This window comes from Methyloversatilis sp. XJ19-49, assembly GCF_024580145.1.
GTDB lineage: Bacteria > Pseudomonadota > Gammaproteobacteria > Burkholderiales > Rhodocyclaceae > Methyloversatilis.
Genome location: NZ_JANINI010000012.1, coordinates 19,938 through 44,811 on the forward strand (window position 1 = coordinate 19,938; position 24,874 = coordinate 44,811).

At 66.8% G+C, this 24,874-nt stretch carries 26 protein-coding genes; 10 read left to right on the forward strand and 16 right to left on the reverse strand.

Annotation, left to right across the window (positions count from 1 at the left end; all coding sequences use genetic code 11):
- Positions 1-22 precede the first annotated feature (22 nt).
- The 7 genes from can to NMQ16_RS14470 all read right to left on the reverse strand — a co-directional run bounded on the left by can (position 23) and on the right by NMQ16_RS14470 (position 7,471).
- Positions 23-667, reverse strand: coding sequence for a carbonate dehydratase (gene can / locus NMQ16_RS14440; protein ID WP_257081533.1), 645 nt, complete (start codon positions 665-667; stop codon positions 23-25).
- Between the two features lie 228 nt (positions 668-895).
- Positions 896-1,864, reverse strand: a complete 969-nt coding sequence (locus NMQ16_RS14445) for a GNAT family N-acetyltransferase (RefSeq protein ID WP_257081534.1) — start codon at positions 1,862-1,864, stop codon at positions 896-898.
- Positions 1,865-1,995: 131 nt separating this feature from the next.
- The gene (locus NMQ16_RS14450) at positions 1,996-2,748 is read right to left on the reverse strand and encodes an alpha/beta fold hydrolase (RefSeq protein ID WP_257081535.1); all 753 of its coding nucleotides are present in this window, start codon (positions 2,746-2,748) and stop codon (positions 1,996-1,998) included.
- A gap of 134 nt (positions 2,749-2,882) precedes the next feature.
- A complete protein-coding gene (locus NMQ16_RS14455; RefSeq protein WP_257081536.1) occupies positions 2,883-4,496 on the reverse strand; it encodes a PEP/pyruvate-binding domain-containing protein in 1,614 nt (537 codons plus the stop codon).
- Positions 4,493-6,433, reverse strand: a complete 1,941-nt coding sequence (locus NMQ16_RS14460) for a hypothetical protein (protein ID WP_257081537.1) — start codon at positions 6,431-6,433, stop codon at positions 4,493-4,495. Before NMQ16_RS14460 ends, NMQ16_RS14455 begins: the two co-directional genes overlap by 4 nt.
- Positions 6,434-6,558: 125 nt before the next feature.
- Positions 6,559-6,972: a hypothetical protein gene (locus NMQ16_RS14465; RefSeq protein WP_257081538.1), complete on the reverse strand. Its 414-nt coding sequence runs from the start codon at positions 6,970-6,972 to the stop codon at positions 6,559-6,561.
- Positions 6,973-7,003: 31 nt separating this feature from the next.
- Positions 7,004-7,471 (reverse strand): Spy/CpxP family protein refolding chaperone, encoded by a 468-nt coding sequence (locus NMQ16_RS14470; protein WP_257081539.1) that lies wholly within the window; start codon positions 7,469-7,471, stop codon positions 7,004-7,006.
- Positions 7,472-7,895: 424 nt separating this feature from the next.
- Here NMQ16_RS14470 and NMQ16_RS14475 point away from each other — a divergent pair, with 424 nt between their 5' ends.
- From NMQ16_RS14475 to NMQ16_RS14505, 7 genes are all read left to right on the forward strand, one after another.
- On the forward strand, positions 7,896-8,615 hold the full coding sequence (locus NMQ16_RS14475; RefSeq protein WP_257081540.1) for a response regulator: 720 nt from the start codon (positions 7,896-7,898) through the stop codon (positions 8,613-8,615).
- A 13-nt stretch (positions 8,616-8,628) separates the two neighbouring features.
- Positions 8,629-9,936, forward strand: coding sequence for a HAMP domain-containing sensor histidine kinase (locus NMQ16_RS14480; RefSeq protein ID WP_257081541.1), 1,308 nt, complete (start codon positions 8,629-8,631; stop codon positions 9,934-9,936).
- 81 nt (positions 9,937-10,017) lie between these two features.
- Positions 10,018-10,413 (forward strand): MbcA/ParS/Xre antitoxin family protein, encoded by a 396-nt coding sequence (locus NMQ16_RS14485; RefSeq protein ID WP_257081542.1) that lies wholly within the window; start codon positions 10,018-10,020, stop codon positions 10,411-10,413.
- Complete coding sequence (locus NMQ16_RS14490; RefSeq protein ID WP_257081543.1) at positions 10,410-11,153, forward strand: RES family NAD+ phosphorylase; 744 nt, start codon at positions 10,410-10,412, stop codon at positions 11,151-11,153. The genes NMQ16_RS14485 and NMQ16_RS14490 overlap by 4 nt, the downstream gene beginning before the upstream one ends.
- A 200-nt stretch (positions 11,154-11,353) precedes the next feature.
- A complete protein-coding gene (locus NMQ16_RS14495) occupies positions 11,354-11,995 on the forward strand; it encodes an SOS response-associated peptidase (RefSeq protein ID WP_257081544.1) in 642 nt (213 codons plus the stop codon).
- Positions 11,996-12,195: 200 nt separating this feature from the next.
- Positions 12,196-13,092, forward strand: coding sequence for a 2Fe-2S iron-sulfur cluster-binding protein (locus NMQ16_RS14500; protein WP_257081545.1), 897 nt, complete (start codon positions 12,196-12,198; stop codon positions 13,090-13,092).
- Between the two features lie 334 nt (positions 13,093-13,426).
- Positions 13,427-13,624: a hypothetical protein gene (locus tag NMQ16_RS14505; protein WP_257081546.1), complete on the forward strand. Its 198-nt coding sequence runs from the start codon at positions 13,427-13,429 to the stop codon at positions 13,622-13,624.
- A gap of 61 nt (positions 13,625-13,685) precedes the next feature.
- On the opposite strand, the gene NMQ16_RS14510 is transcribed toward NMQ16_RS14505, so the two are convergent.
- The 7 genes from NMQ16_RS14510 to NMQ16_RS14540 all read right to left on the reverse strand — a co-directional run bounded on the left by NMQ16_RS14510 (position 13,686) and on the right by NMQ16_RS14540 (position 17,885).
- Entirely contained in the window at positions 13,686-14,087 is a 402-nt protein-coding gene (locus NMQ16_RS14510; protein WP_257081547.1) for a hypothetical protein, read from the reverse strand.
- A 75-nt stretch (positions 14,088-14,162) separates the two neighbouring features.
- Positions 14,163-14,525 carry a hypothetical protein gene (locus NMQ16_RS14515; RefSeq protein ID WP_257081549.1) on the reverse strand — a complete coding sequence of 121 codons (363 nt, stop codon included), beginning with the start codon at positions 14,523-14,525 and terminating at the stop codon, positions 14,163-14,165.
- Positions 14,526-14,727: 202 nt separating this feature from the next.
- A complete protein-coding gene (locus NMQ16_RS14520; RefSeq protein ID WP_257081550.1) occupies positions 14,728-15,696 on the reverse strand; it encodes a CPBP family intramembrane glutamic endopeptidase in 969 nt (322 codons plus the stop codon).
- A gap of 42 nt (positions 15,697-15,738) precedes the next feature.
- Positions 15,739-16,119: a VOC family protein gene (locus tag NMQ16_RS14525; protein ID WP_257081551.1), complete on the reverse strand. Its 381-nt coding sequence runs from the start codon at positions 16,117-16,119 to the stop codon at positions 15,739-15,741.
- 74 nt (positions 16,120-16,193) lie between these two features.
- On the reverse strand, positions 16,194-16,475 hold the full coding sequence (locus tag NMQ16_RS14530; RefSeq protein WP_257081552.1) for a hypothetical protein: 282 nt from the start codon (positions 16,473-16,475) through the stop codon (positions 16,194-16,196).
- 47 nt (positions 16,476-16,522) lie between these two features.
- A complete protein-coding gene (locus NMQ16_RS14535; protein ID WP_257081554.1) occupies positions 16,523-17,281 on the reverse strand; it encodes a BON domain-containing protein in 759 nt (252 codons plus the stop codon).
- Between the two features lie 100 nt (positions 17,282-17,381).
- Positions 17,382-17,885, reverse strand: coding sequence for a BON domain-containing protein (locus NMQ16_RS14540; protein ID WP_257081555.1), 504 nt, complete (start codon positions 17,883-17,885; stop codon positions 17,382-17,384).
- Positions 17,886-18,087: 202 nt separating this feature from the next.
- On the opposite strand from NMQ16_RS14540, the gene NMQ16_RS14545 reads away from it, so the two are divergent.
- Entirely contained in the window at positions 18,088-19,863 is a 1,776-nt protein-coding gene (locus tag NMQ16_RS14545; RefSeq protein ID WP_257081556.1) for a M61 family metallopeptidase, read from the forward strand.
- A gap of 258 nt (positions 19,864-20,121) precedes the next feature.
- Here NMQ16_RS14545 and NMQ16_RS14550 read toward each other — a convergent pair whose 3' ends face one another.
- Positions 20,122-20,694, reverse strand: a complete 573-nt coding sequence (locus tag NMQ16_RS14550; protein ID WP_257081557.1) for a hypothetical protein — start codon at positions 20,692-20,694, stop codon at positions 20,122-20,124.
- A 164-nt stretch (positions 20,695-20,858) separates the two neighbouring features.
- Between NMQ16_RS14550 and NMQ16_RS14555 the strand changes: the two genes are divergently transcribed.
- Positions 20,859-22,538, forward strand: coding sequence for an alkaline phosphatase (locus NMQ16_RS14555; RefSeq protein ID WP_257081558.1), 1,680 nt, complete (start codon positions 20,859-20,861; stop codon positions 22,536-22,538).
- 344 nt (positions 22,539-22,882) lie between these two features.
- On the opposite strand, the gene NMQ16_RS14560 is transcribed toward NMQ16_RS14555, so the two are convergent.
- The gene (locus NMQ16_RS14560; protein ID WP_257081559.1) at positions 22,883-23,764 is read right to left on the reverse strand and encodes a pirin family protein; all 882 of its coding nucleotides are present in this window, start codon (positions 23,762-23,764) and stop codon (positions 22,883-22,885) included.
- A gap of 157 nt (positions 23,765-23,921) precedes the next feature.
- Between NMQ16_RS14560 and NMQ16_RS14565 the strand changes: the two genes are divergently transcribed.
- A complete protein-coding gene (locus NMQ16_RS14565) occupies positions 23,922-24,713 on the forward strand; it encodes a DUF3014 domain-containing protein (protein WP_257081560.1) in 792 nt (263 codons plus the stop codon).
- The last annotated feature ends 161 nt before the right edge of the window (positions 24,714-24,874 follow it).

Here is a 24,874-nt window from a genome sequence, read left to right on the forward strand (position 1 = left end):
GCGCGCCGGTCAGCCGGCCCGGTCAATCCAGCGACTTCAGCGCCAGATCGTAGTTGTCGCGCAGTTCTTCCTCGTTGCCCGCTTCCATGCGCAGGTCGCGCACCAGGCCGTCCTTCAGGCCGTAGATCCAGCCGTGCACGCGCACTTCCTGGCCGCGCGCCCAGGCGTCGCGGATGACCGTGGTTTCACAGACGTTCACCGCCTGCTCGATCACGTTCAGTTCGCACAGGCGGTTTTCCTGCAGTTCGCCCTCGGCCACGGCGTCGAGCAATGCGCGGTGGTGATTGCGCACGTCCTGCACATTTCGCAGCCAGTTGTCGATCAGCCCGAAGCGCATGTCGTGCAGCGCGGCGCGCACGCCGCCGCAGCCGTAGTGGCCGACCACCAGGATGTCCTTCACCTTCAGCACGTCGACCGCGTACTGCATGACCGACAGGCAGTTCAGATCGGTCTGCACGACCAGGTTGGCGACGTTGCGATGCACGAACACTTCGCCCGGGATCAGCCCGACGATCTGGTTCGCCGGCACGCGGCTGTCGGAACAGCCGATCCACAGGTATTCCGGGCTTTGCAGCGTGGCCAGATGTTCGAAGAACTTCGGATCATCGGCCTGCATCTTCGCCGCCCACCTGCGGTTGGCTTCGAATAATTGATCAGTTTTCTTCATGATGTGCGCTCCCGGGTATCAGCACGAATTATATCGTCGGCCCCGAAAGCGCATGGATTCGGTGGTGAGTGGCCGCCCTTGGGGCGCTGTCGAGGCCGTTTGCGGCGCAGAGTGTCACGCGTTGCATGCGTGGCGTCGCAGGACGATGAGGCTGCCCGCACGCGCGCCCTGGCAGCTCGGCGGCAGGCCATCGTCGGTCCTCCGAGGTTTTCGGGATCAAGTGTCGATTCAGTCGTGCATGCCGGCCAGCAGCATTTCGCGCCCGCCCAGACCGGCCTTGTAGCGCCTGAGCAGCGGCGAATGCAGCGCATCGTGTCCGCCCAGATCCAGATGCGCGATGCCGCGCTCGCGCAGCCGATCGAGGGCTGACCACAGCAGCGCAGTGTTCGCGTTCAGACGACGACCGGCGTCGCTGTTCCAGGCGATCTGATAGGTGGCGGTCATGCCGTGGCACAACAGCGCAATCATCGAACACGGCACCTCGCTGCCGGCTTCGCGTGCCTCGCCGATCAGCAGCTGGCCGGCCTTAGCGTAATCGACCAGCAACCGCTGCAGCTCGGCCACCGTCGGACCGCGATAGCCCGCTGCCTCGCGCTGGGCCAGATGCCGGCGCAGCAGGTCAGCCGCGCGTGACCGCGCGGGCGGCCAGTGCACAACGAGCCGACCGTCAGCGATCGCGTCTTCGGTCTTGTCCAGCGCGTGGCGCCAGCGCGGCAGCAGCCGCTGTCGACAGGCCGCCGGCTCATCCGCAGCCACGATGAAGGTGGCGTAGCCGGCCGCCGGCGTGTCGGTCAACGCCCGGCAGCCTGCGGCGCGCAGCAGCGCCATGCTGTGCGCGCTGGCAGGCAGTTCGGGAATGATGCGGCGGCGCCGTCCGATGCGGCGCGGCCAGATGCGCGAGAACGCGCTGAAGAAGTCTCCGGCGCGCGTAGCGCCATCGGTGTGCGGCAGCCAAAGTGGCCCGCGGTCGAGCACGACGGCGCCGAGCAGACCCGACAGTGCATGCCGTTCCAGTACCTGCACCACGCCCAACTCGTCGTCGCCATCGCGAATCAGACCCCAGCGCGGCCGCAGTCCCTGGACGCGCGCCATGGCGCGTCCGTACAGATCATCCTGAAGCAGACTGGAAAAGGGTATGCATTCGAAACGCCGGCGAAATCCGTCGGCGTCAAGGTCGAAGTCGATCTGTACTGCCATGAAAAGGAAAGCTCACCCGGGAAAGCGCTCACTGTACCCACGGGCCCGGCCGGCGGCCACCTTGCGGCATCTCGACAATCACCGCGAAGGACGAGCCGGGTGCGGTCAGGCGCGGCGGAATCAGGTGTGCGTCATGCGCCCGGACAGGTCGGGCGCTGAGCGCGCAGGGTGCGATCAAAGACTTCGCCGTCGGTCTTTTCGATGAACCGGACGATATGCTGCGCCGCCTGCCCGGCCTGATGGAACAGGGCCATGTGGCTGCCGGGCAGCGTCGCAATCTCGGCATCCGGTCGAAGTGCGAGGATGTCGTCCAGGTTGTGCGCAGGCACCACGGTGTCGGCAGCGGCAGCCAGACACAGCAGCGGCACGCGCAGCGCGCCGAGGTGGGCTCGGGCGTCTTCGTGCATGACGGTGCGGATGCGTGCCGCCAGTTCGCTCGATGACACGTGGCGCCAGGTTTCCGCCTTGGCGATGCGGAACGGATCGGACGGCCGGCGCCCGAACCAGACCGGCAGCCGGCGTGCCGTGCGTAGCGCACCGATCACCGGGGCGCTGGCGAACGGCGCCCATTTCGCACGCTGCGGCTGCGGCATGCGCACGAAGGTGGTGGACAGTACCAGGCCGCGCACCCGCGCCGCATCGGCCGACGCCAGCCGCAGCGCCAGCGGTCCGCCGAACGAACTGCCGAGCAGCCAGTAGGCGTCGAGATCGGCGGTCTGCGCCAGCGCGTGGCGCAGCAGGGTGTCGTAGTCCTGAGCGCCGGCGCGCGGATAGCCGATGACGCGCGGCGTGATCCACGCGGGCAGCGCCGCGATCAGCGGGCGCAGAAAGCATGCTCCGCCATCGAGTCCGGGCAGCAATAAGAAGGTGACGTTGGCGCGCATCGCGAAAGCGTGGCGTGCTCATGCGTCAGCCCGGTAACGACGGGGTTACACGGATGTGTCGGCGCGCGGGGCGGCATCGATCCGGTGGAACGTTGCGCCCGCCCTGTCCTCCGAAAAAATTGCGGTCATGCCGATCAGCGCTTGCCCTTGCCGTGCGCCTTCGCCGGCTTTCCGCGCAGCGCCTTCAGCCGCGCCATCAGCGGGCGGTCCGGCACGCGCTCGCTGCGCACCGTGCCGGCGTGGATGCCGCCGGAGTTGCCGTCCAGCGTGATGGCGTCGCCTTCGTCGAAACGCTGCTCACCGATGTGCAGCCGGCGTTTGTCGAGGTCGATGCGCAGCGCGTCGCAGCCGACCAGACACACCTTGCCGAGCTGGCGCGCCACCACTGCGGCGTGCGAGGTGCGTGCCCCGTTGCGCGTGAGCAGACCGGCTGCGTGTTCGAGCGCGCCGATGTCGGCGGTTTCCGCGTCGTTGCGTACAAGGATGACGCGCGCACCGTCCTTCAAGCGTGCGGCGACGCGCTCGCCGTCGAACGCGATTTCGCCGCTGGCGATGCCGGCGCTCGCCGTCATGCCCCAGGCCAGCGGCTCGGCCGGTTCGCTGTGCCCCTTGAATACCAGCCGCATCGTGTGCAGGTCGCCCTCGTCGAGTCCGGCGGTGCGCTGGCGCGCGGTATCGGCGTCGATCACGCCTTCGTCCAGCAAGTCCAGAGCGATGCGCGCGGCGGCGCGCGGCGTGCGCTTGCCGGTACGCGACTGCAGCAGATGGAGCACGCCATCCTGCACCGTGAATTCGAAATCCTGCATGTCGCCGAACAGCGATTCCAGTGTACCGGCGGCATGCTGCAGATCGGCCCAGGCGGCCGGCAGTCGTTGTGCCAGCGCCTCGTGTCCGTGTGCGCTGCGCCGACCCGACACCACGTCCTCGCCCTGGGCGTTGGACAGGAAATCCACCCACAGACCCGGTTCGCCGGTGGCCGGGTTGCGCGTGAAGCCGACGCCCGCACCCGAGCCGTGGCCACAGTTGCCGAACACCATGGCCTGCACGGTCACCGCGGTGCCCATGTCGGCAGCGATGCCGTTGAGCCGGCGATAGGTCGCGGCCTTGTCGGCATTCCACGATGCGAACACCGCGCGTACCGCCTCCGCCAGCTGATCGCCCGGATCCTGTGGGAAAGGCTTGCCGGCGCCGGCGGCATACAGGTCGAGGAAGCGGCGCGTGAGTTCGCGCAGTTCGCCGAAATCGAGGCTGCGCTCGTCGCGCCCCTGTGCCAGCCGCTCCAGCTCGCCTTCGAACAGTGCAGCCGGCAGGCCGGCCACTACTTCGCCATAGCTCGCCACCAGCCGGCGGTAGGCGTCCCACACCAGACGCGGGTTGCCGGTCTGGCGCAGAAAGCCGGACAGCGTGCGGTCTGAAAGGCCGATGTTGAGCAGCGTTTCCATCATGCCCGGCATGGACACCGCAGCACCCGAGCGGACCGACACGATGAGCGGGTTGGCGGCGTGGCCGAGACGGCGGCCGACTGCCTGCTCGAGCGCTGGCAGGCCGCTGGCGAACGCGTGTTCGATGCCGGTGTCGGGGTGGTCGGTCCAGTGCGTGCCGAGCACGAAGGCCGGCGGCACGCGCAGGCCGGCGCCGGCCATGCGCAGCAGATTCCACGCCTTGGACCCCATGGTGGCTGCGCTGGCGTCGTGCTGCTCCGCTTCGCCGCAGCCGATCAGGAAGCCATGATCTGAATGTGTTTTCATGTGGCGTCTCCGTTGCGCGAAAACACCAGACTGCGCAGCGAGTAACCCGCGGCGAGCAGGGCGTCGGATGCCTTCTCCAGCGTTGCCGCGAGATCGTTGGCCAGCGAAAAGGTGGCCGGCGAGGCGTGCAGTGTGCGCACGATGGCGCGCCGCGCCTGGCGCGCCTGTTCGTCGCACAGGCGTTCGGCGCGCAGCATGCGCCACAGCGTCTGCAGGAAGCTTTCGCCCTCGCGTGCGTCACCGGCGCCGCCGACATGGCGCGCGATTTCGATCGCGCGCACCCAGTCCTGGATCGCGGCCGTGGTGGTGTCGCAGAGCAGGCGCAGCGCGTCGCGCACCTCGACGGGTACGCCATCGACCGGCGGCGCCTCCAGCATGGAATGGATGAACAGGCACTCTTCCAGCGCGTCGGCCACGTCGTCGGCCTGCGACAGTAGTGCCACCACCGCGGCCCAGCGCGCCTGGCGCTCGGCGCGCTGACGCGCCTCGGTGAGCAGGCGGTCGGCGCGCCGCTCCCAGTCCTTGGCGCGCAAGCTCAGCGCGGCGGCATCGCCAGCGCCGTCGAGCGCATCGCCCAGTGCCTGTGCCAGCGCGTGACACCAGGCGGCGTGCTCGGCGATCAGATCCAGTTCTATCGTGCGCCGGGCAAGCAGGCGCGCGAGCAGCAGGCGCGCCTCGTCGGCCACCTGATTGACCGGCTGGTGCGCCAGCAGCGCCTGGCTGGAGGTGCGCAGCAGCGCGGCCAGGTAGTCGCGCGCGGCGTCGCGGCCGAGCACGGCATCCAGACGGTCGCCGACGCGGAATACATCCGCCCCGGCTGCGCGCATCGCGCCGTAGACCAGTTCCTCGCCGCCGGCCAGCAGCCAGGCCATGTGGCCCCACTCCTCGCGTGCCGCCTGCCACAGCAGGTCGCGCGCGCCGGCCTTGTCGACGAAGATCTGCAGCCGGCGCCGGGCGCGGTTCCAGTCGATCACGAACACGATGCGCGAAGCCAGCCGCTCCAGCGCGTCGCACATTGCGCGCGTGCCGCGTGCGCGCAGTTCGGCGCGGCCGAGCTGGTAGGGCTTGCCGGCGTTCAGCTCACTGCTGACGCGCGGCGCTGACACCGTCCATGCAAAACCGAGGTCGGCCAGCATGCGGCAGAAGAAGTCGAAGCGCCCGGCGTGCAGGTCGGAATAGGTGAGCGCGATGCGACCGGGCTCGACCTCGATCACCAGCACATGCACATCATTGGTGCCGATATCGTTCTGGATCAGTAGCCGGCTGTGGTCGCGCGTCACCGCGGTGTCGAGGCCGGGGTGCGAGAACTTCAACGGCGCGGTGCGCGCGATGCCGCGCATGAAGGCCTGGATCAGCGCCTTGTCGTCCGGCTTGATCTGCCAGGCGTGTGCGCCATCGATGTTTTCGGTTGCGATCTGCGCCGACAGTGCGTTGAGCCGGCGGTGCAGGTCCATCACCAGCAGGTGCAGGCTGTCGCCGCCGCGGCGATCACCGTGGGTGAGCGCGCGCAGGCCGTCGCCGTCCAGACCTTCGCGCTCGGCCAGCGCACCGAGCCGGGTCAGCCAGTCGTCGCGCCGCTGCCTCAGCTCCGCGTCGACCGGCGTGCCGCCGTCGCACACCGGGCGCGCCATCAGCGTCAGATCGGTCTGCAGCAGTTCGGCCAGCAGGGCAATCTTCGGCAGCACCAGCGTGTGGTCGTCGAAGTACGCGGTACTGACCAGTTCGCGCAGCCAGGTGGCGTCATGCAGGCCGGCCTGGCGCATGTCCGGTGCCCAGTCGGCGACCGGTGCCTCGCGGTCGGTGGCGTGTGCGGCCGCCGCCTGCAGCATGGTCAGGCTGAGCTTGAGCCGGTCATTGGCGGCCAGCGCCGCCTTGATGCGGGCCGGCATCAGCAGCGATTGCTGGCCGAGGGCTTCGACGGCGGATTCCTTGCGCATGCAACATACCGGTGAGGGTTCAAACCGTCCACTGTTGGCCACACGGATGGCGGATTGATGACAATCCGGCGCCGGCGCACGCGTTGCTTGATTCAGGTCAAGCCGGTGTGGCCGGCGCGGCGTTGTCAGGGGGTGGTGGTGCGCGTCATCTGTTGTCCGTCCGGACCGGTGGCGGTGGCGGCGGTACCGCTTTCCGAGCGGTCGACGCTGCGTGCGCCGACCACTTCGCCGCTGCCGTTGGTGACCGTGCTGTTCACGTCGCCATCGCTCTGGCTGCGCTCGCGCGTGTAGCTGCGGCCGCCCGGACCGCTGGCAGTGGCGCTGGCATTGCCCTGTCCGTTGCGTGTCACGTTGCGGCCGGCGGTCCGGCCGTTCGGACCGGTCCACTCCGAATTCATCGATTCTCTGGCGCGTTCGACCCGATGGCTGGCCTGTTTGCCGTTCGGCCCGGTGAAGACGGACTCGCGTGCCAGTGCCGGTTCTGCGACAAGGAGCGCGGTGGCGAGGGCAAGGGCGGAGGTGAGGGATACGGTCTTCATGTTCATGTCCTTTCGTGTCTGTCGGGGGTGTTCAGATCAGGCCGACGGCGATGCCGGGCAGCACGGCGCGCAGGGTGTCCATCTGCTCGACGCGTCGTTTCAGTTCCTCGCGCAACAGGGCCACCTGTTCCGGCGTCAACAGGGCGTACAGCGCCAGCCATTCGGCGCGCGCGGCCTGCCGCAGCGCCAGATCGGCGAGCACGGTATCGTCGCGCAGCACGGCCAGGGCGGCGAGGTCGGGTACCGCCTTCTCCAGTTCGTTCGTCGTGGCATCTAGCATGGCCTTGTGATTCGCGCGCAGTTGCGGCAGCACGTCCTGCGTCGCAGCCATGGCGCGGGCGAACTGCAGCTGTTGCGGCGGCGTGAGCTGCAGCGACTGCTGCAGTTCGACCAGCGCCGCGCGTACCGGTCCGGGCAGATCGCCGCCGCGTGTTCCGGCGATGGCCGGCGGCAGCGCAATCAGGGTGCCGGCCAGCAGGGGGAGGAAAGATCGGATCATGGTGTGACTCCATCGTTGAGGGGACGAGCGGAGTCTGGCCGCGGCGGGCGCCGCAAAGCGTAAGCGGCAGGACGCGTTTGATTACCGGTTGTTGCAGCGGCGGGCGCCGGTAATGTGCGGTAAGAAAACCGGTCCTGCGACGTGGGAGACTGCAGGCTGGGGAGATGACTGCCATTGCTGTTTCCCTGCCATGATCCTGAAAACCTCCGCTGACCGCGTGGAATGTTGATGAAGGACAGTGCCCTTGCGACTTTCCTGCTTCACCCGGCCTTCACCGTCAGGGTGAGCGTGCTTCGCCGCCACGTGCGGCGGGGCGCCCGGCCGCCTTGCCCGTTCTGGCGGGGCGCCATCCTGCCGCATCCCCGCGCCTTGCCCTGCACCCCGCCAACCCTGCCCATGGCGCCGATCAACTGAGGTTTTCAGGATGAATGCACGCCCACCCGTCATCTATCTGGTCGACGATGACTCCGAACTGCGCGCGATGACCGCCACCTATCTGGCCCGCAACGGCATGGAAGCGGTCGCGCTGCCGTCCGGCGACGAACTGTTGCGGCGGCTGCGTCGCGTCCGGCCCGACCTCATCGTGCTCGACCTGATGATGCCGGGCCTGAGCGGACTGGACGTGTGCCGCGCGCTGCGCGGCGAGCGCGACGATGTGCCGGTCATCATGCTGACCGCGCGTAACGAGGTGGTCGATCGCGTGATCGGTTTCGAGTTCGGCGCCGACGACTACCTCGGCAAGCCCTTCGATCCGCGCGAACTGCTGGCGCGCATACAGGCGGTACTCAAGCGTCGCCCGCCGCCCGCGCTGCCGGGCGACGGCGCACCGGTGGCGCTGGGCCGCTGGATCTTCGTGCCGGCACGCCGCATGCTGCGCAGCGGCGACGACCTGCAGCCCCTGTCGGACGCCGAATTCGCGCTGCTCAACGCACTGACCGGTCGCCCGGGCACAGCACTGTCGCGCGACCGCTTGCTCGAAGCCATGCACGGCCGTGACACCGAAATGGACGAACGCTCGGTCGATGTCGCCATCCACCGGCTGCGCCGCCTGATCGAGCCGGTGCCGGATTCGCCGCGCTACATCCAGACGTTGCGCGGCCGCGGCTATGTCTTCGTGCCGGACGACGCGCCGGCGCCCGGCTGAGGTGGCCGGCGCGATGTTCCGTCGGATGCTTCCGGCCTCGTTCGGCAGCCGGCTGGCGCTGGTGTTCGCGCTGCTGTTCGTGCTCGCTACCGCGTCGGCGCTGCTGCTGTGGCGGGCGCATCGCGGCGGTACGGTCGAGCACGCGGCGGCGGAACTGCTGGTCGGGCAGATAAGGCTGGCGCAGGCGCTGGCCGATTCCCACGGCGACGTGGCGCATCTGCGGACCGTGCTGGCCGGGCAGGGCACGCGCCTGCTCAGCGGATCCGACATCCCGTCGCCGGCACGGCTGAATACGCCGCTGCTGCAGCGGCTGGAAGCGGCAATGAGCGCCTCGCTCGGCGCGCCCGTCAATCTGACGCTGCGGGCGTTGCCGCCGCGCGAACTGGCGGTGTCCTTCGTCTGGCGCGATATGCCGCTGGCGCTCGCGCTGCCGCTGAACGACTGGGAACCGGCGCTGCCCGCGCCGGCGCTGGGCTGGTTGCTGCTGCTGTTCGGCGTGACACCGCTGGCGGCCGTGCTTGCCTTCATGCTGCTGCAAAGGCCGCTGCGCGCGGTCGTGCGCGGCATCGGCGAACAGGGGGGGCGGCCGCTGCGGGTGGCCGTGCCGCGCCACGCCGATGAAGACGTGGTGCGGCTGGTGCAGGCCTATAACAGCATGGTCGACCAGCTGGCGGCGCGCGACCGCGAGCGCGAACAGATGCTGGCCGGCGTGTCGCACGACATCCGTGCGCCGCTGGCGCGGCTGCGCATGAGGGCGTCGCTGAGTGAAGAAGCCGAACTGGCCGACGGCATCATCCACGATGTCGCGTCGCTCGACCGCATCACCCGGCAGTTCATCGACTTCGCACGCGTTGGCGGCCGGGGCGACGGGCCGCCCGACCTGTGTGGCGATCTGCCCGCCGTGCTGCGAAGGGCGATCGAACAGGCCGGCGCCGGTCACGGCATCTCGCTGTGCGAGCCGGACGGGGTGCCCGCCGTGCGCGGCGACGCGGCCGACGTCGAGCGCATCGTCGGCAACCTGATCGACAACGCCATCGAATACGGTCGGCCGCCGATCGTGGTGACCGTGGAGGTGGCCGGCGACAGTGTCCGGCTGTGGGTGAGCGACGGGGGCGAGGGCCTGGGCGCCGATGCGTTGCGCCGCGCCTGCCAGCCTTTCGTGCGCCTGGATCCGGCGCGCGGCGGCAGCGGTCATTGCGGGCTGGGCCTGTCCATCGTGTCCGGGCTGGCGACCGGTCTGGGTGGGCGGGTGGAGGTGGGGCGCGATCCGTCCGGCCGCTTCCGGATCGGCGTCATCCTGCAGCAGGCGCGCCACGTTTGATTTATAGAAACATTTATTGTTTGAATGAAAACATGATGGTGCTATCCTGAAGTCACGATCCCCCTCCGACAGGAGCCGCCCATGGGCGCCGTTGCAGACAAGGGTGTCAGCGCTTCCGAAGACCGCGGCGCGCTGGCCCGCATGGTCATGACCTTGCTTGATCACTGGAAACTATCCACCGAAGACCAGGCCGCGCTGCTCGGCATTGCCGCCAGCAACCGCGCCGCGCTGGCGCGCTACCGGCGCGGCGAGCCGATCGGCACCAGCCGCGACCAGTACGAGCGGGTCGGTCATCTGCTGGGCATCCACAAGAATCTTCGACTGCTGTTTCCGCAGAACCGCGACCTCGTCTATCGTTGGATCAGCACCCGCAACCGCGCCTTCGACAATCTGAGTCCGGTCGAGGTGATCCGGGAATGGGGCTTCGCCGGCCTGCTGATGGTGCGTGCCTATCTCGACCGGGCACGCGGTCAGTGACGCTGTCGTTAAGTTTCGGGGACCTGTTCGCCCGCCTCGCGCTGGCCGAAGTGCAGCGCGACGTGTTCCGCAACATCGTGTCGCTGCGCACCTCGCAGGATCTGTTCGACGACCTCACCGACGACCCGGCCGAATGGGCGCTGGCTCAGAAGGTCGAAGGCGATGCCAAGCCGCCTACCTATCGATCGCCCACGCCGGTGCTGCACCGCCCGTTCGAAGACGCCGAGTGGTTCAACGCCATCGCCTGGCCGTTCCAGAACTGGCAGGCCAGCCGCTATTCAGACGGGCGCCACGGCGTGTGGTACGGCTCGGAGTCGGTCGACACGACCGTCTATGAATCCGCCTGGCACTGGCGCCAGGGACTGCTCGCCGACGCCGGCTTCGAGCGCGAATCGGTGGTGGCCGAGCGCAAGGTGTATGTCGTGGGCTGTGCCGCCGCACTGCTCGATTTCCGGCCGCTCACCGGCGACTGGCCGGCGCTGCTGCATCCGGCCGATTACAGCTTTCCGCAGTCGGTCGGCGCGCGCATCCACCGCGAAGGTCATCCGGGCCTGCTGGTGCAGTCGGTGCGCCGGCCCGAGGGCGAGAACTTCGCCGTGTTCAATCCGGCCGTGCTGTCCGCTCCGCGCCACCATCTGCAACTGAGCTACCGGCTTGACGGCGACTGCATCGTCGTCGAAAGGACGCCGGGCCTGGCGTGGTTCGGCATCGAAGCAGGGGAGTTCGGGCGGCGTGCCTGACAGGCGGCACTGAGGGTCAGCACTGAGGGCCAGTACTGAAGACCAAGGGCAAAGCGAAAGCTTGCCCGGGCGGTCGCGCGCGACGACGGTCATGGACGGGGGAGGGCGGAACGATGCAGGTCATTCGCGAGCAGTGTGAAATCAGGTCCAGGCCCGAGACACTCGAGCCGGCCGTGCCGAAGGCGTAGCGGGCGCAAGCCATGTGTGCAAACTTCACCCCCGCCCGACAGGCCGCCTGGGACCGTGCCATCAAGGCCATCTTTCCGGTGGGCGACGTCAAGCCTGAAGCCTTTCCGGGTCATGTTGCGCCGATCCGCACCAACGAGCCGCGCGACGACGGTGTGCTGGCCACCTTCGGCCTGCTGCCGCACTGGGCCAGGCCCGAACTGGTGCGCAGCACCTACAACGCGCGCAGCGAAACGGCCGCCAGCAAACCAACTTTCCGCAACGCGTGGAAAAAGGGGCAGTTCTGCATCATCCCGGCCGACGACATCTTCGAGCCCTGCTACGACAGCGGCCACGCCGTGCGCTGGCGCATCGCCCACCGCGACGGCGCGCCGTTGGGCATCGCCGGGCTGTGGGAATCGCGTCCGGTCGGCGATAGCGTGCAGTACTCGTTTTCGATGCTGACGATCAGCGCCGCCGGTCACACCATCATGCAGCACATGCACAAGCCCGAAGACGAGAAGCGCATGGTCGTCATCCTGGATCCTGACGACTACGCCGACTGGCTCGCCACGCCACCCGAGCGCGCGCTCGGCTGGATGCGCCAGTACCCGGCCGAGTGGCTGTCGGCCGAACCGGCGCCGCGCGGCGGGGCGGCGCAACTGTCGCTGATCTGAAAGGCTGGCAAGTCCGCAGCGAAGTCTGACGCGCCCCGGCATTGAACGCGGCGCAGTCCGCGATTGCCGCCGCGCTCCGCATTCCTTTCCGCGTCCATCGCACCTGAATGCCGTCCGCTTGATCCTCGTCAACGTCGCGGCCCGTCGGCGGCACGCTTCCTGCGGTTCGAAGGTTCCACCCCTCAAACAGGAGTACTCACGTGGCAAACGTTACATTCACCTCGCCGGCCATGCCGCGCGACATCACCGTCTATGCCGTCGCGGGCGACCGCGGCACGCTGCTCGGCCTCGCCAAGGCGCACAGGATTCCCATTCCGTTCGACTGTCAGGACGGCGACTGCGCGTCCTGCATCGTCGAAGTCAGCCACGTCGACAGGCGCGTGCGCTATGGCGTTGCGCTGACCGAGAAGGAAAAGGAAGTGCTGCGCCAGATGGGCAAGATCAGCAAGGAAGAAATCATGGACGCCGAAGTCAACGACATGCCGCCGCAGCATCGGCTGGCCTGCCAGTGCTTCGTCCGCAACGAAGACATCATTGTGTCGTTTGAAGGAGATACGACGATTCCCGGCAAGGGCCCGGCGCTCTCGATTGCCGCCGCCATCTACAAGGGCGGTGTGCAGATCCGCTCGCTGGACGAGTTCCTGAGCTATTCGGTGAAGGTCGAGGAAGATGCGGCCGTGCATTACGACCAGCTCGCCGAATCGATGGCCGCCTGCGGCAACGCCGACGTCGCCTCGCTGTTCACCCAGTTGGCCAGATACTCGCGCATGCATCTCGAGGAAGCCAAGGCCAAGTGCGCCCGCTACGACGTCACCGTGCAACTGCCCGCCAGCTCGTCCTGGCCGGACAACTCCTCGCCGGAAATGACCGCACTGTGGGCCGGCGACCCCTCACTGACACGTCTGGACGGGCTGAAGGCCGCGCTGCAGGGCGAACGTCGCGGCTTCGAGTTCTACTACGCCGTCGCGAACACCACCGAAGACCAGGATATCCGCAAGGTGGCCAAGGAGTTCGTGCGCGAAGAGACCGAGCACGTCGAAACGCTCAAGCTGTGGATCGAAAAGGAAGAGGCCGCGATGCGCGCCAAGGTCAGATAAGCAGCGTCGACATGCCGCGCACCCGAAATGGGGCGCTCCGGCACGGGCCGGGGCGCCCCATTTTTCATGGCGCAGGGCGTCGCCTGCCGCGCCGCCGCCCGCCCGTCAATTGCCACCGTCGCCCTTGTGCGCCAGCCGACAGACAGTCGGTCTGACTGCGCGCAGCATGTTTGCAGCGCCTCATCGACGCGATGAACTGCGCCCATCAGGCAATGACCTCACGATGCCGCGGGATACAGATCAGGCGATGTTCGTTGTCCGGCACCTTGCGGTGCTTCATGGATGACACGCGCGGCCGGTGAGGAAGCCCATCAACCAGCGAAGGAAACAGGCGATGACAGACCCACGCGACATTGCGCACGACAAGAAGGTGCGCCAGGAAAAGAAGAAACACGGCGAAGACATCGCCCCCGACGCCGACAAGACGCCGCAGCCGGGGAAAAAGACGCACAAGGTGCATCACCACTCGGACACGCCAAAGGCACCGGACGAGGCGGCACCGGTGCCGACGGGGGAGAAGTCGCTGGAGTGACAGGCGCGGAACAGAAGGAAATTGGGAACAGAAGCGGATTGGGGACGCCGTTGCGGTTGCCTCATTCTGCCGTATGACGCGTTCGACACTGCTGGCCTGTTTCAAGATCGCGCTCGCGTCTGGCCAGCTCTTTCGACTTGATTTCGGTCCTCGCGAAGACATGGCCATCCGGCCAGGTCAGCCCGACTTCAATTGCTCGCGTCTTCAGGGCCGCGACATCCGTGACGCGTTCATACGACCAGACGCGCCAGCGAGGTACGGATAGCGCCCACCAGAGCCAGGCCACTGCAAACCCGCCCGCGAATACGAATGGGCTCATCCAACTGTATGCGCCGGAGATCGCCCCGTGTTCCACGAGCTGCGCAAACAGCCAGATCGGTCCGATCATCAAGAAGAAGACGGGGGCATTGACTGCAAGCAGACCTACCAGGATCGCTCGTCCGACTGAAATTGTGGGTCTCATGACGCCCTACGCGTGAGATCAGGAACGCACGACATTGCCTCAACGCGTCCGCCGGACTGATCGGTCAGGCTGCCCTCACGTGATCAGCTTTACGCACCATGACAACATCACCGATATCACCAGCAGAATCCAGGGCAGCCGACGCGAAAAATGACTTTCGCCTGCCAGCCGTGAAAACCGGAAAGCAATCGCGATGAACGAACTGCCGAAGGCTAGCAAGGAAAAGCCGGCGACTCGCGCAGCTTTTCCCTGAAGCGGTGAAGATCCGAAAAAAAACTGTCCGAATTCGGGACCACTCAAGGGATCAAGTTGCGCACTCGCAATCGCGCTGACGCCAAACCAGAACAGAAAACCCGCGAATGGCAAAACAACAAGAATGAGCAACAAAGTGTGCAGCCACGTGGGCAACTCTTCATCCGATGGAAATAGTGACGGCATCTTTCGGGCGCCTGACGTTCGAGCTGGTCGACGTTGGATGACCTGAATAGTTGTGCGCAAGCGGAATCAGGCGCAGAGCCGACGCCTCCGAAACTGCGCGCACGCTGCATGAAGAGAATGCACTTTCGATGAAGGAAGACGGCAGGGTCATCAGATGCATCAAAAATAAACCGAGGGCTGTCCCCAATTTCCTACGTTCGAGTTAGATCGCGTTGCGAGGTTGTCCCGGACCTTTCCAAAAAGGTGCAATCATTTTTCCGCGCTTTACCGCCATGACCAACATTACGATTCCGGTGGTTGTGCACAGGAGCAGCGCAAGTACGGACGATTCCACACCGAAGTTGCCTCCCGTCAGCCAGTCGGGACCGTTCATGGTGGACCTGATCAAGCCTTGCTGTGCCTCGTTGCCGGAGACAATGTCCGAGAAAATGGCCGACTGCGTGTAGTTCCATGCCATGTGGAAGCCAATGCTCAACCAAAGCCGGCGCGTCAGCATGTAAGCTGCAGCCAGCAAGATGCCGGCTTCGACGGCGATGAACAGCGCGCCCTCAAGTGTGCCTTGCGGGTTCAACAGGTGGCTCAAGCCGAACACGAGCGAAGACACCACAAGTGCTGCCCAACTGCCAAACCACTGTTCCACCGAGCCGTACAGCACGCCGCGGAACAACAGTTCCTCGTAGACGCTGGAGCTCAACGCCATGGCAATCGTTGGCACCATGTAGCTCAACGGGTTCAAGCCAACGATGCGGTAGATGCCCAGAGCCATGAGGATCACTTCGCAGGCGGCGTACAAGCCGGCGCCGATGAGCAAGCCGATGCCGAGTTCCCGGCCCATACCCCGCAAGGCGAGTTCCGATACGGTACGCTGCTCGATGAGTAGTGCATAACCCACATAGACCGCGAAGCCGGAAATGGCCAACGCGATGATGTGCAGAACGGCTTTGATGGGCTCTCCCGCGTAGCTGGTCATCGCATCAGTGTTCAGGCTCATCATCAGTAACAGGATGAAACCGAGCAACAGTACGCGCGCTGGCGGTGTCCTGAGGATGCGAAGTGCGAGTTTGGGCTCTGCGCTCATCGGCGTTTTCATCATTGCTTCTACCGTGGGGAATGCATTGAATTCAGGCTGCGCTTGGCGTGATTCTGGCGTGCGGCTGCGAGCATGAATCATACGGTCTGAAAGTCCGGTTTCGCTGCAACCGGTTGTCAGGCCTCATTCAACTTGAGTGCTGACCCACCAAGTGGTGCCACCCGCATCCGTAAACCCACCGCGCTTATCAGCATCACCGTCTTGAGTAGGTCGCTTCACTATCGCGGCACCCAGAGCAAGAGCGCGCTCAAAGATCGCGTCCACGTCCTTTACGTAGATGTGCACGTGGCTTGGAGTCGCTGGCCAGCCCTCGACTGCATCCGTGAGCATCACCACCGTATCGTCGATGCGAACCTCGCCGTGAGCGATTTTCCCTTCGCTCCCAGGAATCATCCGCAGCGACTGCGCCTCAAACACGTAAATAAGGAAATCGATGGTGCCCTGTGCGCCATTCACAGTGAGGTACGGGGCAACGGAGGTGTAGCCATCTGGCTCGAACGCCATAAATACTCCTTCATGACGCCTAACACTCGAGGCAACCCTGGCCGCGGAGGCAGGCGTCGGCGCGAAACGCACGTCTAATCCGCATAGGGAATGAAAGCAGGATTGTCTTGCAGATCGGTCCATACATCCTCCGGTTGTGATCTGTCCCGGAGCAGTTCGCGATTGTGATCGGGATAGATGACGCGATCTAGCGTGGCTCTTGTTCCGACCACCAGCACTTTCGCTGGTGCTTCGCTCTTGTTCAACAAAGAGTGGCCAAGCGGCTCACCAGCCCTGAACGCTGCTGCATCGCCTGGTTGAAGCAGGTCATGGACACCTGAACGCAAAAGGCCCGCACTGGGCGGGCCTTCATTCAACGTCCGGTCTTCGACTAAATCACCCCGTTCAGCGCATCGGCCCTCGGTCAGGCCGGTTTCACGATGACCTGATTCAGGATTCCGATCACCCCGTCTATCGTCACGGCCAGTTCGGCGGCGCGGGCGCGCAGGGCTTCGGAGGGGGCGGTGCCGCTGAGGATGACCTTGCCGTCCAGGGTTGCGACGTCGATGTCGAGCGCAGCCAGTTCGGCGTCTTTCTCGATCAATGCTTCGATCTGTGCGGTGATGACGGCGTCGTCGACCGGCGGTGCGGCGTCGGCGGGTTGCCCGGCTGCGGTCGGCGGCAGGTCGTCGGCGGCCATGGCGGCCGCTTGCGGGTCTGACGTCGACACGGAGGGTGATTGGGACTGCGAAGAGGGGCGGGAGTCGGGTCGTGAATCGGGCAGCGAGTTGGACCGCGAATCGGGCCGCACCTCGGTCGCCACTCCCGTCTGTGCCGCTTCGGCAGCTTCGCGTTCGGCTTCGGCACGCGCACGTAGTGCGTCGCGCCGGATGGCGGCGCGGCGTTCGGCCGCGGCGTCGATGTCGGCTTCGTATGCGACGCGCCCGGCTTGTGCCTTGACGTCTTCGGCGACCTGTTCGGTCTGGTTCAGCACGATCGCCAGTTCCTTGTCGACCGTGGGCTCGCTGAGCGCCACCGGTTCTTCCTTCGGTCCGCAGGCGCTGAGCATCAGGCCCAGCAGCGCGGCACCCGTGCAGCGCGCGAGCGCAGCACGGGTGCCGTCGAGGGTTGAGGTGGCGTTGGGCGGGGCGGCAGCCTGGCCGCGGGTCTGAAAGTTCGGCATGTCATCTCTCCTCGGGCAAGAAAATGAGTCAGGACGTCGTTTCGGCCGCGACCGGGGCGGTGCCGCCCGGTCTGCGCGCGAGGGGCGATCTGTCGCGTTGTCAGCCGGCGGTCACGACCAGCTGGTTGTCGATGCCGAGCACGCCCTTGACCGAAATGGCCAGTTCGGCGGCGCGGGCGCGGGCGGCTTCGGTCGGAGCCGGGCCGCTCAGCGTGACCTTGCCGTCGCGGGTATCGACGTCGATCTTGATGGCGCTCAGATCCGGGTCGCCGGCGAGGCGGGCCGACACGGCGGCGGTGATGGTGGCGTCGTCGATGCGTTCGCCCATTTCGGTGGCGGTTTCGTTGGCCGACGCCTTCACGTCGCCCGCGACCTCCCCGGCCTTCTCCTGCGCCCGGTCGGCGGCGGCTTCGGCGCGTTCGCCCAGTTCGTCGGCCTTCTTTTCGGTGGCGGCGATGGCGGTGTCGAGCTTCTGGCCGATGGTCGCGTCCTGTTCCGGCTGACCGCAGGCGGCGAGCGTCAGCGCGAGGGCGGCAGCGCTGGCGAGGCGGAAGGCCGGTGTCATCAGGGTGCGGCGTTGCGGGGTGTCGGTGAGGGTGTTCATGCGTGTTCTCCTTGCGTAGGTAGGGTGGCTTCAGGCTTGCGCTTCAGCCATGGCATCACTGTAGGCGGGCAGGGCAGTGCTGCCTGTCGGTGCAGCCGACACACCGTGTAGGACGATGCGGACCCGATCCGGTTGCACTGCGGTGACGCGGCAGGCCGGCGCTGTGGTCAAATCGCAGCTGTTTCCACGTCAGCCAACCGACATGAGCGCCGTCCGCTACCGCATCACACCGAGCCATCCCGAAGCCCACCTGTTCGAGGTCGAGATCGATATCGCCCACCCGGCGCCCGACGGCCAGCGATTGTCGCTGCCGGCCTGGATTCCCGGCAGCTACATGATTCGCGAGTTCGCGCGCCACATCGTGCGCATCGAAGCGCGCGACGGCATCCGTGCGGTGCCGCTGACCAAGATCGACAAGCACACCTGGCAGGCCGCGCCGTGCGAGGGTGTGCTGCGCGTGCGCTACGAGGTGTATGCGTGGGATCTGTCGGTGCGCGCTGCGCATCTCGATACGACACACGGCTTCTTCAACGGCTCCAGCGTGTTCCTGATGGTGCACGGCGCCGAGCAGCAGCCGTGCGACGTGGACATCCGTCCGCCGGCCGGGCGTACCTACAAGGAATGGCGGGTGGCGACGACGCTGCCCGAAGCAGGCGGGCGCGCAGGTGCGAGGCGGCACGGCTTCGGGCTGTACCGCGCGGCGGGTTACGACGAGCTGATCGATCACCCGGTCGAAATGGGCAGCTTCGCGCTGCACACCTTCAAGGCCTGCGGCGTGCCGCACGAGGTGGCGATCACCGGCCACCACGACATCGACGCCGCGCGCCTGTGCGAAGACCTGCGCCGCATCTGCGAGTGGCAGATCCGGCTGTTCGGCGAGCCGGCGCCGTTCGAGCGCTATGTGTTTCTGGTCATGGCGGTCGGCGACGGCTACGGCGGGCTGGAACACCGGTCGAGCACCGCGCTGCTGTGTTCGCGCAATGACCTGCCGGCGCCCGGCGCCAGTGCGATGTCGGACGCGTATCGCGGCTTTCTCGGCCTGTGCAGCCACGAGTATTTCCACTCGTGGAACATCAAGCGCATCAAGCCGGCCGCGTTCGAGCCCTACGACCTCTCGCGCGAAAACTACACGCGCCTGCTGTGGGCCTTCGAAGGCTTCACGTCGTACTACGACGATCTGGCGCTGGTGCGCTCGGGCGTCATCACGCAGGACGACTACTTCAAGCTGCTGGCCAAGACCGTCACCCAGGTGATGCGCGGCGGCGGCCGGCTCAAGCAGAGCCTGGCCGATTCGTCGTTCGACGCCTGGGTGAAGTACTACCGGCAGGACGAAAACGCGCCCAATGCCATCGTCAGTTACTACACCAAGGGCGCGCTGGTTGCGCTGGCGCTCGACCTCACGCTGCGCAGCAAGACGCGCGGCGCCGTGTCGCTCGACGATGTGATGCGCCGCCTGTGGCTCGAACACGGCCAGACCGGTATCGGCGTGCCGGAAGACGGCGTGCGCCGCGCCGCCGAAGCGGTGAGCGGGCTCAAGCTGAAGAAGTTTTTCGCCGAGGCGACCGAAGGCACCGAAGACCTGCCACTCGACGACCTGCTGCGCGCAGTCGGCATCGAGCTCGCCTTCGAAGCCGCCGGCACCGCGCCGGTGCTGGGTGTGAAGACCGCCAGCGAGGGCGACACCGTGAAGCTCACCCAGGTGCTCGACCACGGCGCCGCCCAGCGCGCCGGCTTGTCCGCCGGCGACGTGCTGGTCGCGCTCGACAACCTGCGCATCACCGCCAGCTCACTGGATAACCTGCTCACGCGCCGCCAGCCCGGCGATGAGGTCAAGATCAACGCCTTTCGCCGCGACGAACTGATGAAATTTCGCGTCCGCCTGGACGCCCCCCCCGCCGATCAGGCGAAGATCGCCATCGCCCCCCGCGTCAGCGCCCCGGCCAAGGCGCTGCTGAAACAGTGGCTCGGCCGCGGGTGACGACGGGGTAGGGGCGACCTGTGGGAGCGGCGATCCACTGCCGGCCCTGCATGGCCGGCCGGCTCCGCGGGCGGCGAGCAGTGCTCGCCGAAACCCCCGCTCCGCCCTCGCCGCGATGCGCACGTTGCACGGAGATGGTCGCGGCACGATCGCGGCGAGGCCGCCGCTCCCACAGGTCCCCTTTCCACAGGTCCCCTTTCCCACAGGCCCCCGCTCCCACAGAGACCTTCTCTCACGGGGCGTTGCGCCCCCTGGTATTCAGCGGCCCAGCTTGCGCGCGGCGCTGACGCCGATCAGACCGATGCCGGCGAGCATGAGCATCCACTCGCGCGGCTCGGGCACGGCAGGGGTGGTGGCGAGGTCGAGCGTGAAGCGGTCACCCGCGGAGAGGCCGGAAAAACCGATGCGCCAGTCGACCAGGCCATCCTCGAAGAAGGGGTTGCCGAAATAGAACTCGACTACCGGTGCGCCGGCGAAGTAGTCGCTGGACAGCAGATCACCCTTCACCGTGGTGGCGAGCAGCGAACCGGTCACCACCGAGATCAGTGCGCCACCGGTCGTCAGCGTGAAGGATCCGATGCCGAAGCCGCTGACGTCGCGCAGGATGGCGTTCACGTCGACGCCGCCGGCCGTGATGTCGTCGGCGTCGAGCACGAAGCTGAAGCTCAGCGGATCGTTGTTCAGCAGCGAAATGTCGAGTGCGATGAGTGACGGCGTGCTGAACGACGCGTCAAGCAGATTGCCATTCAGCGTGGCACTTTCGAGCGTGACGGCGTGGGCGGGCAGGGCGATCGAGAAGGCGGCGCAGAGCGCCAGCAGGACTTTGTTCATCGGGCAGGTTCCGGAAGGTGACGACATTGCCCCGGAAGATAGAGCGCGCGTGTGACAGCGGCGTGTCGCCTGGCTGAAGCTGTCGTCAACAATCCGTCATCGGTGTGTCACCCGCACTCACCAAACTTCACGACGTTCATCGTCCATCGTCCGGAGTGCCTCCCATGCCCAGCAACATGTTTTCCCGCCGCGACTTCATGCGCGGCGTCGGTGCCGGCGCGCTCGCCGGTTCGGCCGTCGTCCGCTCGGCGAGTGCGCTGGCCGCACCCGGCAGCCTGTTCCAGCACGGTGTGGCGAGCGGTGATCCGCTGACCGACCGCGTCATCATCTGGACCCGCGTCACGCCGACCCGCCCGGGCACGGTCGCCGTGCTGTGGGAAGTGGCGCTCGACGCCGCCTTCGCGCGCATCATCCGCCGCGGCCGCGTGCTGGCCAGCGCCAATACCGACTACACGGTGAAGGCCGACGTGCTCGGCCTGCCGGCGAATGCCCGCCTGCACTACCGCTTCCGCGCCGACGGCCAGCTGTCGCCCGCAGGGCGCACGCGCACGCTGCCGGCCGGCGCCATCGAACAGATCAAGCTGGCTGTGCTGTCCTGTTCCAACTTCCCGGCCGGCTATTTCAACGTGTATGCCGAAGTCGCGAAGCTGAACGATCTGCACGCCGCGGTGCATCTGGGCGACTACATCTACGAATACTCGCGCAGCGGTTATGCCTCGCAGGACGCCGCCGCGCTGGGCCGCGTGTCCGAGCCGGCCGACGAAATCATCACGCTGGACGACTACCGCACCCGTCACGCGCAGTACCGCACCGACGTCGATCTGCAGGCCATGCACGCCGCGCTGCCGGTGATCGCCGTGTGGGACGACCACGAAATCACCAACGACACCTGGCGCGAAGGCGCGGAAAACCACACCGAAGGCGTCGAGGGTGCGTTCGCCGATCGTCGCGCCGCGGCCATCCGCGCGTATCACGAGTGGATGCCGACCCGCCTGCCGGATCCGGCGCGCCCGGACCGCATCTACCGCAGCTTCCGCTTCGGCAACCTGCTGTCACTGCACATGCTCGATACGCGCCTCATCGGCCGTGACCAGCAGATGGATTACGCGAACTATTTCGGCGCCAGCGGCTTCGACACCGCGCGCTTCACCGCCGACCTGACCGACCCGAACCGCACGCTGCTCGGCGCCGAACAGAACGACTGGCTGGGCCTGCAACTGGCGCAGTCGGACACCACATGGGACATGCTCGGCCAGCAGGTGCTGATGGGCCGCATGAACATTCCGGCGCCGCTGGTGCTGGGCCAGGTCAGCTTCACGCAGTACAGCGCGCTGCTGTTCAAGGCGCAGACCGCGCCCGCCACGCTGACGCCGCAGGAGCAATTCGTGCTCGCGCAGCCGGCGATCCCGTACAACCTCGACGCCTGGGACGGTTACGCGATCGCCCGCGAAACCCTGCTCGGCACCGCCCGCGCGCTGGACAAGAATCTGGTCGTGCTGGCCGGCGACACGCACAACGCCTGGGCCAGCGATCTGACCGATTTCGCGGGCAACCGCGTCGGCGTCGAATTCGCCACGTCGTCGGTCACCTCGCCCGGCTTCGAAGAGTACTTTCCGGCCGAAAACCCGCTCGCCGTCGCCGCCGGCCTGACCCAGATCATCGGCCCGCTGCAGTATGCCGACACCGCCCGCCGCGGCTTCATGCTGGTCACCGTCACCGCGCAGGCCTGCCGCGCCGAATGGCGCTACGTGAGCACCGTGAAAAGCCGCAGCTACACCGTCGCAAACGGCCCCGCACTGCGCATGCTGCCCGGCGCCGCCAACCGGAAGCTGGTACCGGGCTGAAGCGGTTCCATCTGCTGTGGGGGCGGCACCTGTGAGGAGTCGCCCTGTGGGAGCTGTCCCTTTTGGAGTGGGGCAGCCCTTTGGAATAGCAGCTTCTGTTGGAGTGGAGCGCAGCCCCTGTGGGAGCGGCGGCCTCGCCGCGATCCGGTCGTCGATCAATGGTCACCTTTGCACTGATCGCTCACTTTGCACGGAGGCCATCGCTGCACTGATCGCGGCGAGGCCGCCGCTCCCACAGCCGAAGCCAGCACTCCACAGCCGAAGCCAGCACCCCACAGCCGAAGCCAGCACCCCACAGCCGAAGCCAGCACCCCACAGCCAAAGCGGGCGCTCCAGAGGCTGCGTCAGCCCGGCAACGGAATCCACTCCTGATTGTCGTGCGGCGGCAAGGCGATGCGCCCGGCCTGCCAGTCGGCCTTGGCCTGTTCGATGCGTTCCTTGCGCGATGACACGAAGTTCCACCAGATGTGGCGCGGGCCGACCGGCTCGCCGCCGAGCAGCATGACGGTCGAGGGCTCGACCGCCTGCAGCGTGCTGTCGGCGTCGCGCGCGATCACGGCCATCTGGCCGGCGGTGAAGGTGTGGCCGGCGATGTCGATGCGGCCCGACACGACATAGAGGGCCCGTTCGGCGTGCGCGTCGGGCAGCGCCAGACGCGCGCCCGGCTGCAGCGTGGCATGCACATAGAACAGCGGCGAATGCGTCCTGACCGGGCTGCGCAAGCCGTACGCCTCGCCGGCGATGAGGCGCATCCAGACGCCGTTCTCCTCGGCCACCGGCAGCGCGTCGGCCGGATAGGTGTCGAACGCCGGTTCGCACTCTTCGTCGGCCTCCGGCAGCGCCACCCAGGACTGCAGCAGTTCCAGGCCGCCGCCGGCGAACGACGCCGGGTGCTCGAAGCGCTCCGAATGCGAAATGCCGCGCCCGGCCGTCATCCAGTTCACCTCGCCCGGGCGGATCACCTGCGTGACGCCCAGGCTGTCGCGATGCGTCATCTGGCCGCCGAGCAGATAGCTCACCGTCGACAGGCCGATGTGCGGATGTGGTCGCACGTCGGCGGCGCGCACGGCGTCGGCGGCGATGGTCAGCGGCCCGGCGTGGTCGAGGAAGATGAAGGGGCCGACCATGCGGTGCTTCGAATACGGCAAAACGCGGCGCACCACGAGGCCGTTGCCCAGGTCGGCGTGGCGCGCGGCGATGACAAGTTCGATCGGGCAGTCGTTCATGGCGGTGTTCCGTAAGCAGTGTCCAAAGGTGGATGGTAGGTCCGATGGAAGGCCCTTGAGCTGTCAACGTGTTACATCCCGACATGCTTCAGCGGGAAATCAAGCGCAGCATTCAGGGTCAATCATCAACATTCCAACAAGAACGGGAGGACTCCGGATGAATACATGGGCAAAGAGTGCGCTGGTCGTCGTGGTACTGGCCGGCGCGGCTGCGCTGTATACATATATGCAGAAGGAATCACCGCCTGCCGACGCTCCGTCGATGGCGGTCGCGCCGCCTGCAGAACCTGCGCCGGCCGAAACGCCGGTCGAGGTTCCGAACTATCCGATCGCAACGCCACCCGACGCCGCTCCGGCGTCACCCGATGCCGCCCCGGTCGACAGCGACGCCCTGATGCGCGACGGACTGGTCGGTCTGTTCGGCGCCTCGTTCGACAAGTATTTCAGTTCGACCGACATCGTGCGCCGCATTGTCGTGACCATCGACAACCTGCCGCGCGAAAAGGTGACGCGGCGGCTGATGCCGGTCAAGCCGGTACCTGGCGCACCGGTTACCGCAGGCAGCGGCGACACGCTGACGCTCGACGCCGCAAACGGTGCGCGCTATGACGTATATGTGCAGCTGGCCGAAATGGTGCCGACGGCGCGGCTGGTCGATCTGTACGTTCGCCACTATTCGCTGTTCCAGCAGCAGTACGTCGAGCTGGGCTACCCGAACGGCTACTTCAACAACAGGCTGGTCGAGGTGATCGATCATCTGCTCGCCACGCCGGTCGTGCAGAGACCGATCCGCCTGAAACAGCCCAAGGTGCTCTTCACGTTTGCCGACCCGGAACTGGAAAAGCTGTCGGAGGGGCAGAAGATCATGCTGCGCATGGGGGAAGCCAACGCGGAACGCGTCCGCGCCAAGCTCACCGACATCCGCGCCGCCGTGACGCGCCAGCCCTGAGCGGCTCGCAGGGGAGCGCGGTTCCTGTGCGCGGTCCCTGTGGGAGCGGCGGCCTCGCCGCGATTGGCGCCGGCCCTGTGGGAGCGGCGGCCTCGCCGCGATCAGTGCCGCGACCGTCGTTGTGCAAAGTGCGTATCGCGGCGAGGCCGCCGCTCCCACAG

Excerpts from the sequence above, each read along its gene's own strand:
- can (WP_257081533.1), bottom strand. The coding sequence starts at position 667 with ATGAAGAAAACTGATCAATTATTCGAAGCCAACCGCAGGTGGGCGGCG.
- NMQ16_RS14445 (WP_257081534.1), bottom strand. The coding sequence starts at position 1,864 with ATGGCAGTACAGATCGACTTCGACCTTGACGCCGACGGATTTCGCCGG.
- NMQ16_RS14450 (WP_257081535.1), bottom strand. The coding sequence starts at position 2,748 with ATGCGCGCCAACGTCACCTTCTTATTGCTGCCCGGACTCGATGGCGGA.
- NMQ16_RS14455 (WP_257081536.1), bottom strand. The coding sequence starts at position 4,496 with ATGAAAACACATTCAGATCATGGCTTCCTGATCGGCTGCGGCGAAGCG.
- NMQ16_RS14460 (WP_257081537.1), bottom strand. The coding sequence starts at position 6,433 with ATGCGCAAGGAATCCGCCGTCGAAGCCCTCGGCCAGCAATCGCTGCTG.
- NMQ16_RS14465 (WP_257081538.1), bottom strand. The coding sequence starts at position 6,972 with ATGAAGACCGTATCCCTCACCTCCGCCCTTGCCCTCGCCACCGCGCTC.
- NMQ16_RS14470 (WP_257081539.1), bottom strand. The coding sequence starts at position 7,471 with ATGATCCGATCTTTCCTCCCCCTGCTGGCCGGCACCCTGATTGCGCTG.
- NMQ16_RS14475 (WP_257081540.1), top strand. The coding sequence starts at position 7,896 with ATGAATGCACGCCCACCCGTCATCTATCTGGTCGACGATGACTCCGAA.
- NMQ16_RS14480 (WP_257081541.1), top strand. The coding sequence starts at position 8,629 with ATGTTCCGTCGGATGCTTCCGGCCTCGTTCGGCAGCCGGCTGGCGCTG.
- NMQ16_RS14485 (WP_257081542.1), top strand. The coding sequence starts at position 10,018 with ATGGGCGCCGTTGCAGACAAGGGTGTCAGCGCTTCCGAAGACCGCGGC.
- NMQ16_RS14495 (WP_257081544.1), top strand. The coding sequence starts at position 11,354 with ATGTGTGCAAACTTCACCCCCGCCCGACAGGCCGCCTGGGACCGTGCC.
- NMQ16_RS14505 (WP_257081546.1), top strand. The coding sequence starts at position 13,427 with ATGACAGACCCACGCGACATTGCGCACGACAAGAAGGTGCGCCAGGAA.
- NMQ16_RS14510 (WP_257081547.1), bottom strand. The coding sequence starts at position 14,087 with ATGAGACCCACAATTTCAGTCGGACGAGCGATCCTGGTAGGTCTGCTT.
- NMQ16_RS14515 (WP_257081549.1), bottom strand. The coding sequence starts at position 14,525 with ATGCCGTCACTATTTCCATCGGATGAAGAGTTGCCCACGTGGCTGCAC.
- NMQ16_RS14520 (WP_257081550.1), bottom strand. The coding sequence starts at position 15,696 with ATGATTCATGCTCGCAGCCGCACGCCAGAATCACGCCAAGCGCAGCCT.
- NMQ16_RS14525 (WP_257081551.1), bottom strand. The coding sequence starts at position 16,119 with ATGGCGTTCGAGCCAGATGGCTACACCTCCGTTGCCCCGTACCTCACT.
- NMQ16_RS14535 (WP_257081554.1), bottom strand. The coding sequence starts at position 17,281 with ATGCCGAACTTTCAGACCCGCGGCCAGGCTGCCGCCCCGCCCAACGCC.
- NMQ16_RS14540 (WP_257081555.1), bottom strand. The coding sequence starts at position 17,885 with ATGAACACCCTCACCGACACCCCGCAACGCCGCACCCTGATGACACCG.
- NMQ16_RS14545 (WP_257081556.1), top strand. The coding sequence starts at position 18,088 with ATGAGCGCCGTCCGCTACCGCATCACACCGAGCCATCCCGAAGCCCAC.
- NMQ16_RS14550 (WP_257081557.1), bottom strand. The coding sequence starts at position 20,694 with ATGAACAAAGTCCTGCTGGCGCTCTGCGCCGCCTTCTCGATCGCCCTG.
- NMQ16_RS14555 (WP_257081558.1), top strand. The coding sequence starts at position 20,859 with ATGCCCAGCAACATGTTTTCCCGCCGCGACTTCATGCGCGGCGTCGGT.
- NMQ16_RS14560 (WP_257081559.1), bottom strand. The coding sequence starts at position 23,764 with ATGAACGACTGCCCGATCGAACTTGTCATCGCCGCGCGCCACGCCGAC.
- NMQ16_RS14565 (WP_257081560.1), top strand. The coding sequence starts at position 23,922 with ATGAATACATGGGCAAAGAGTGCGCTGGTCGTCGTGGTACTGGCCGGC.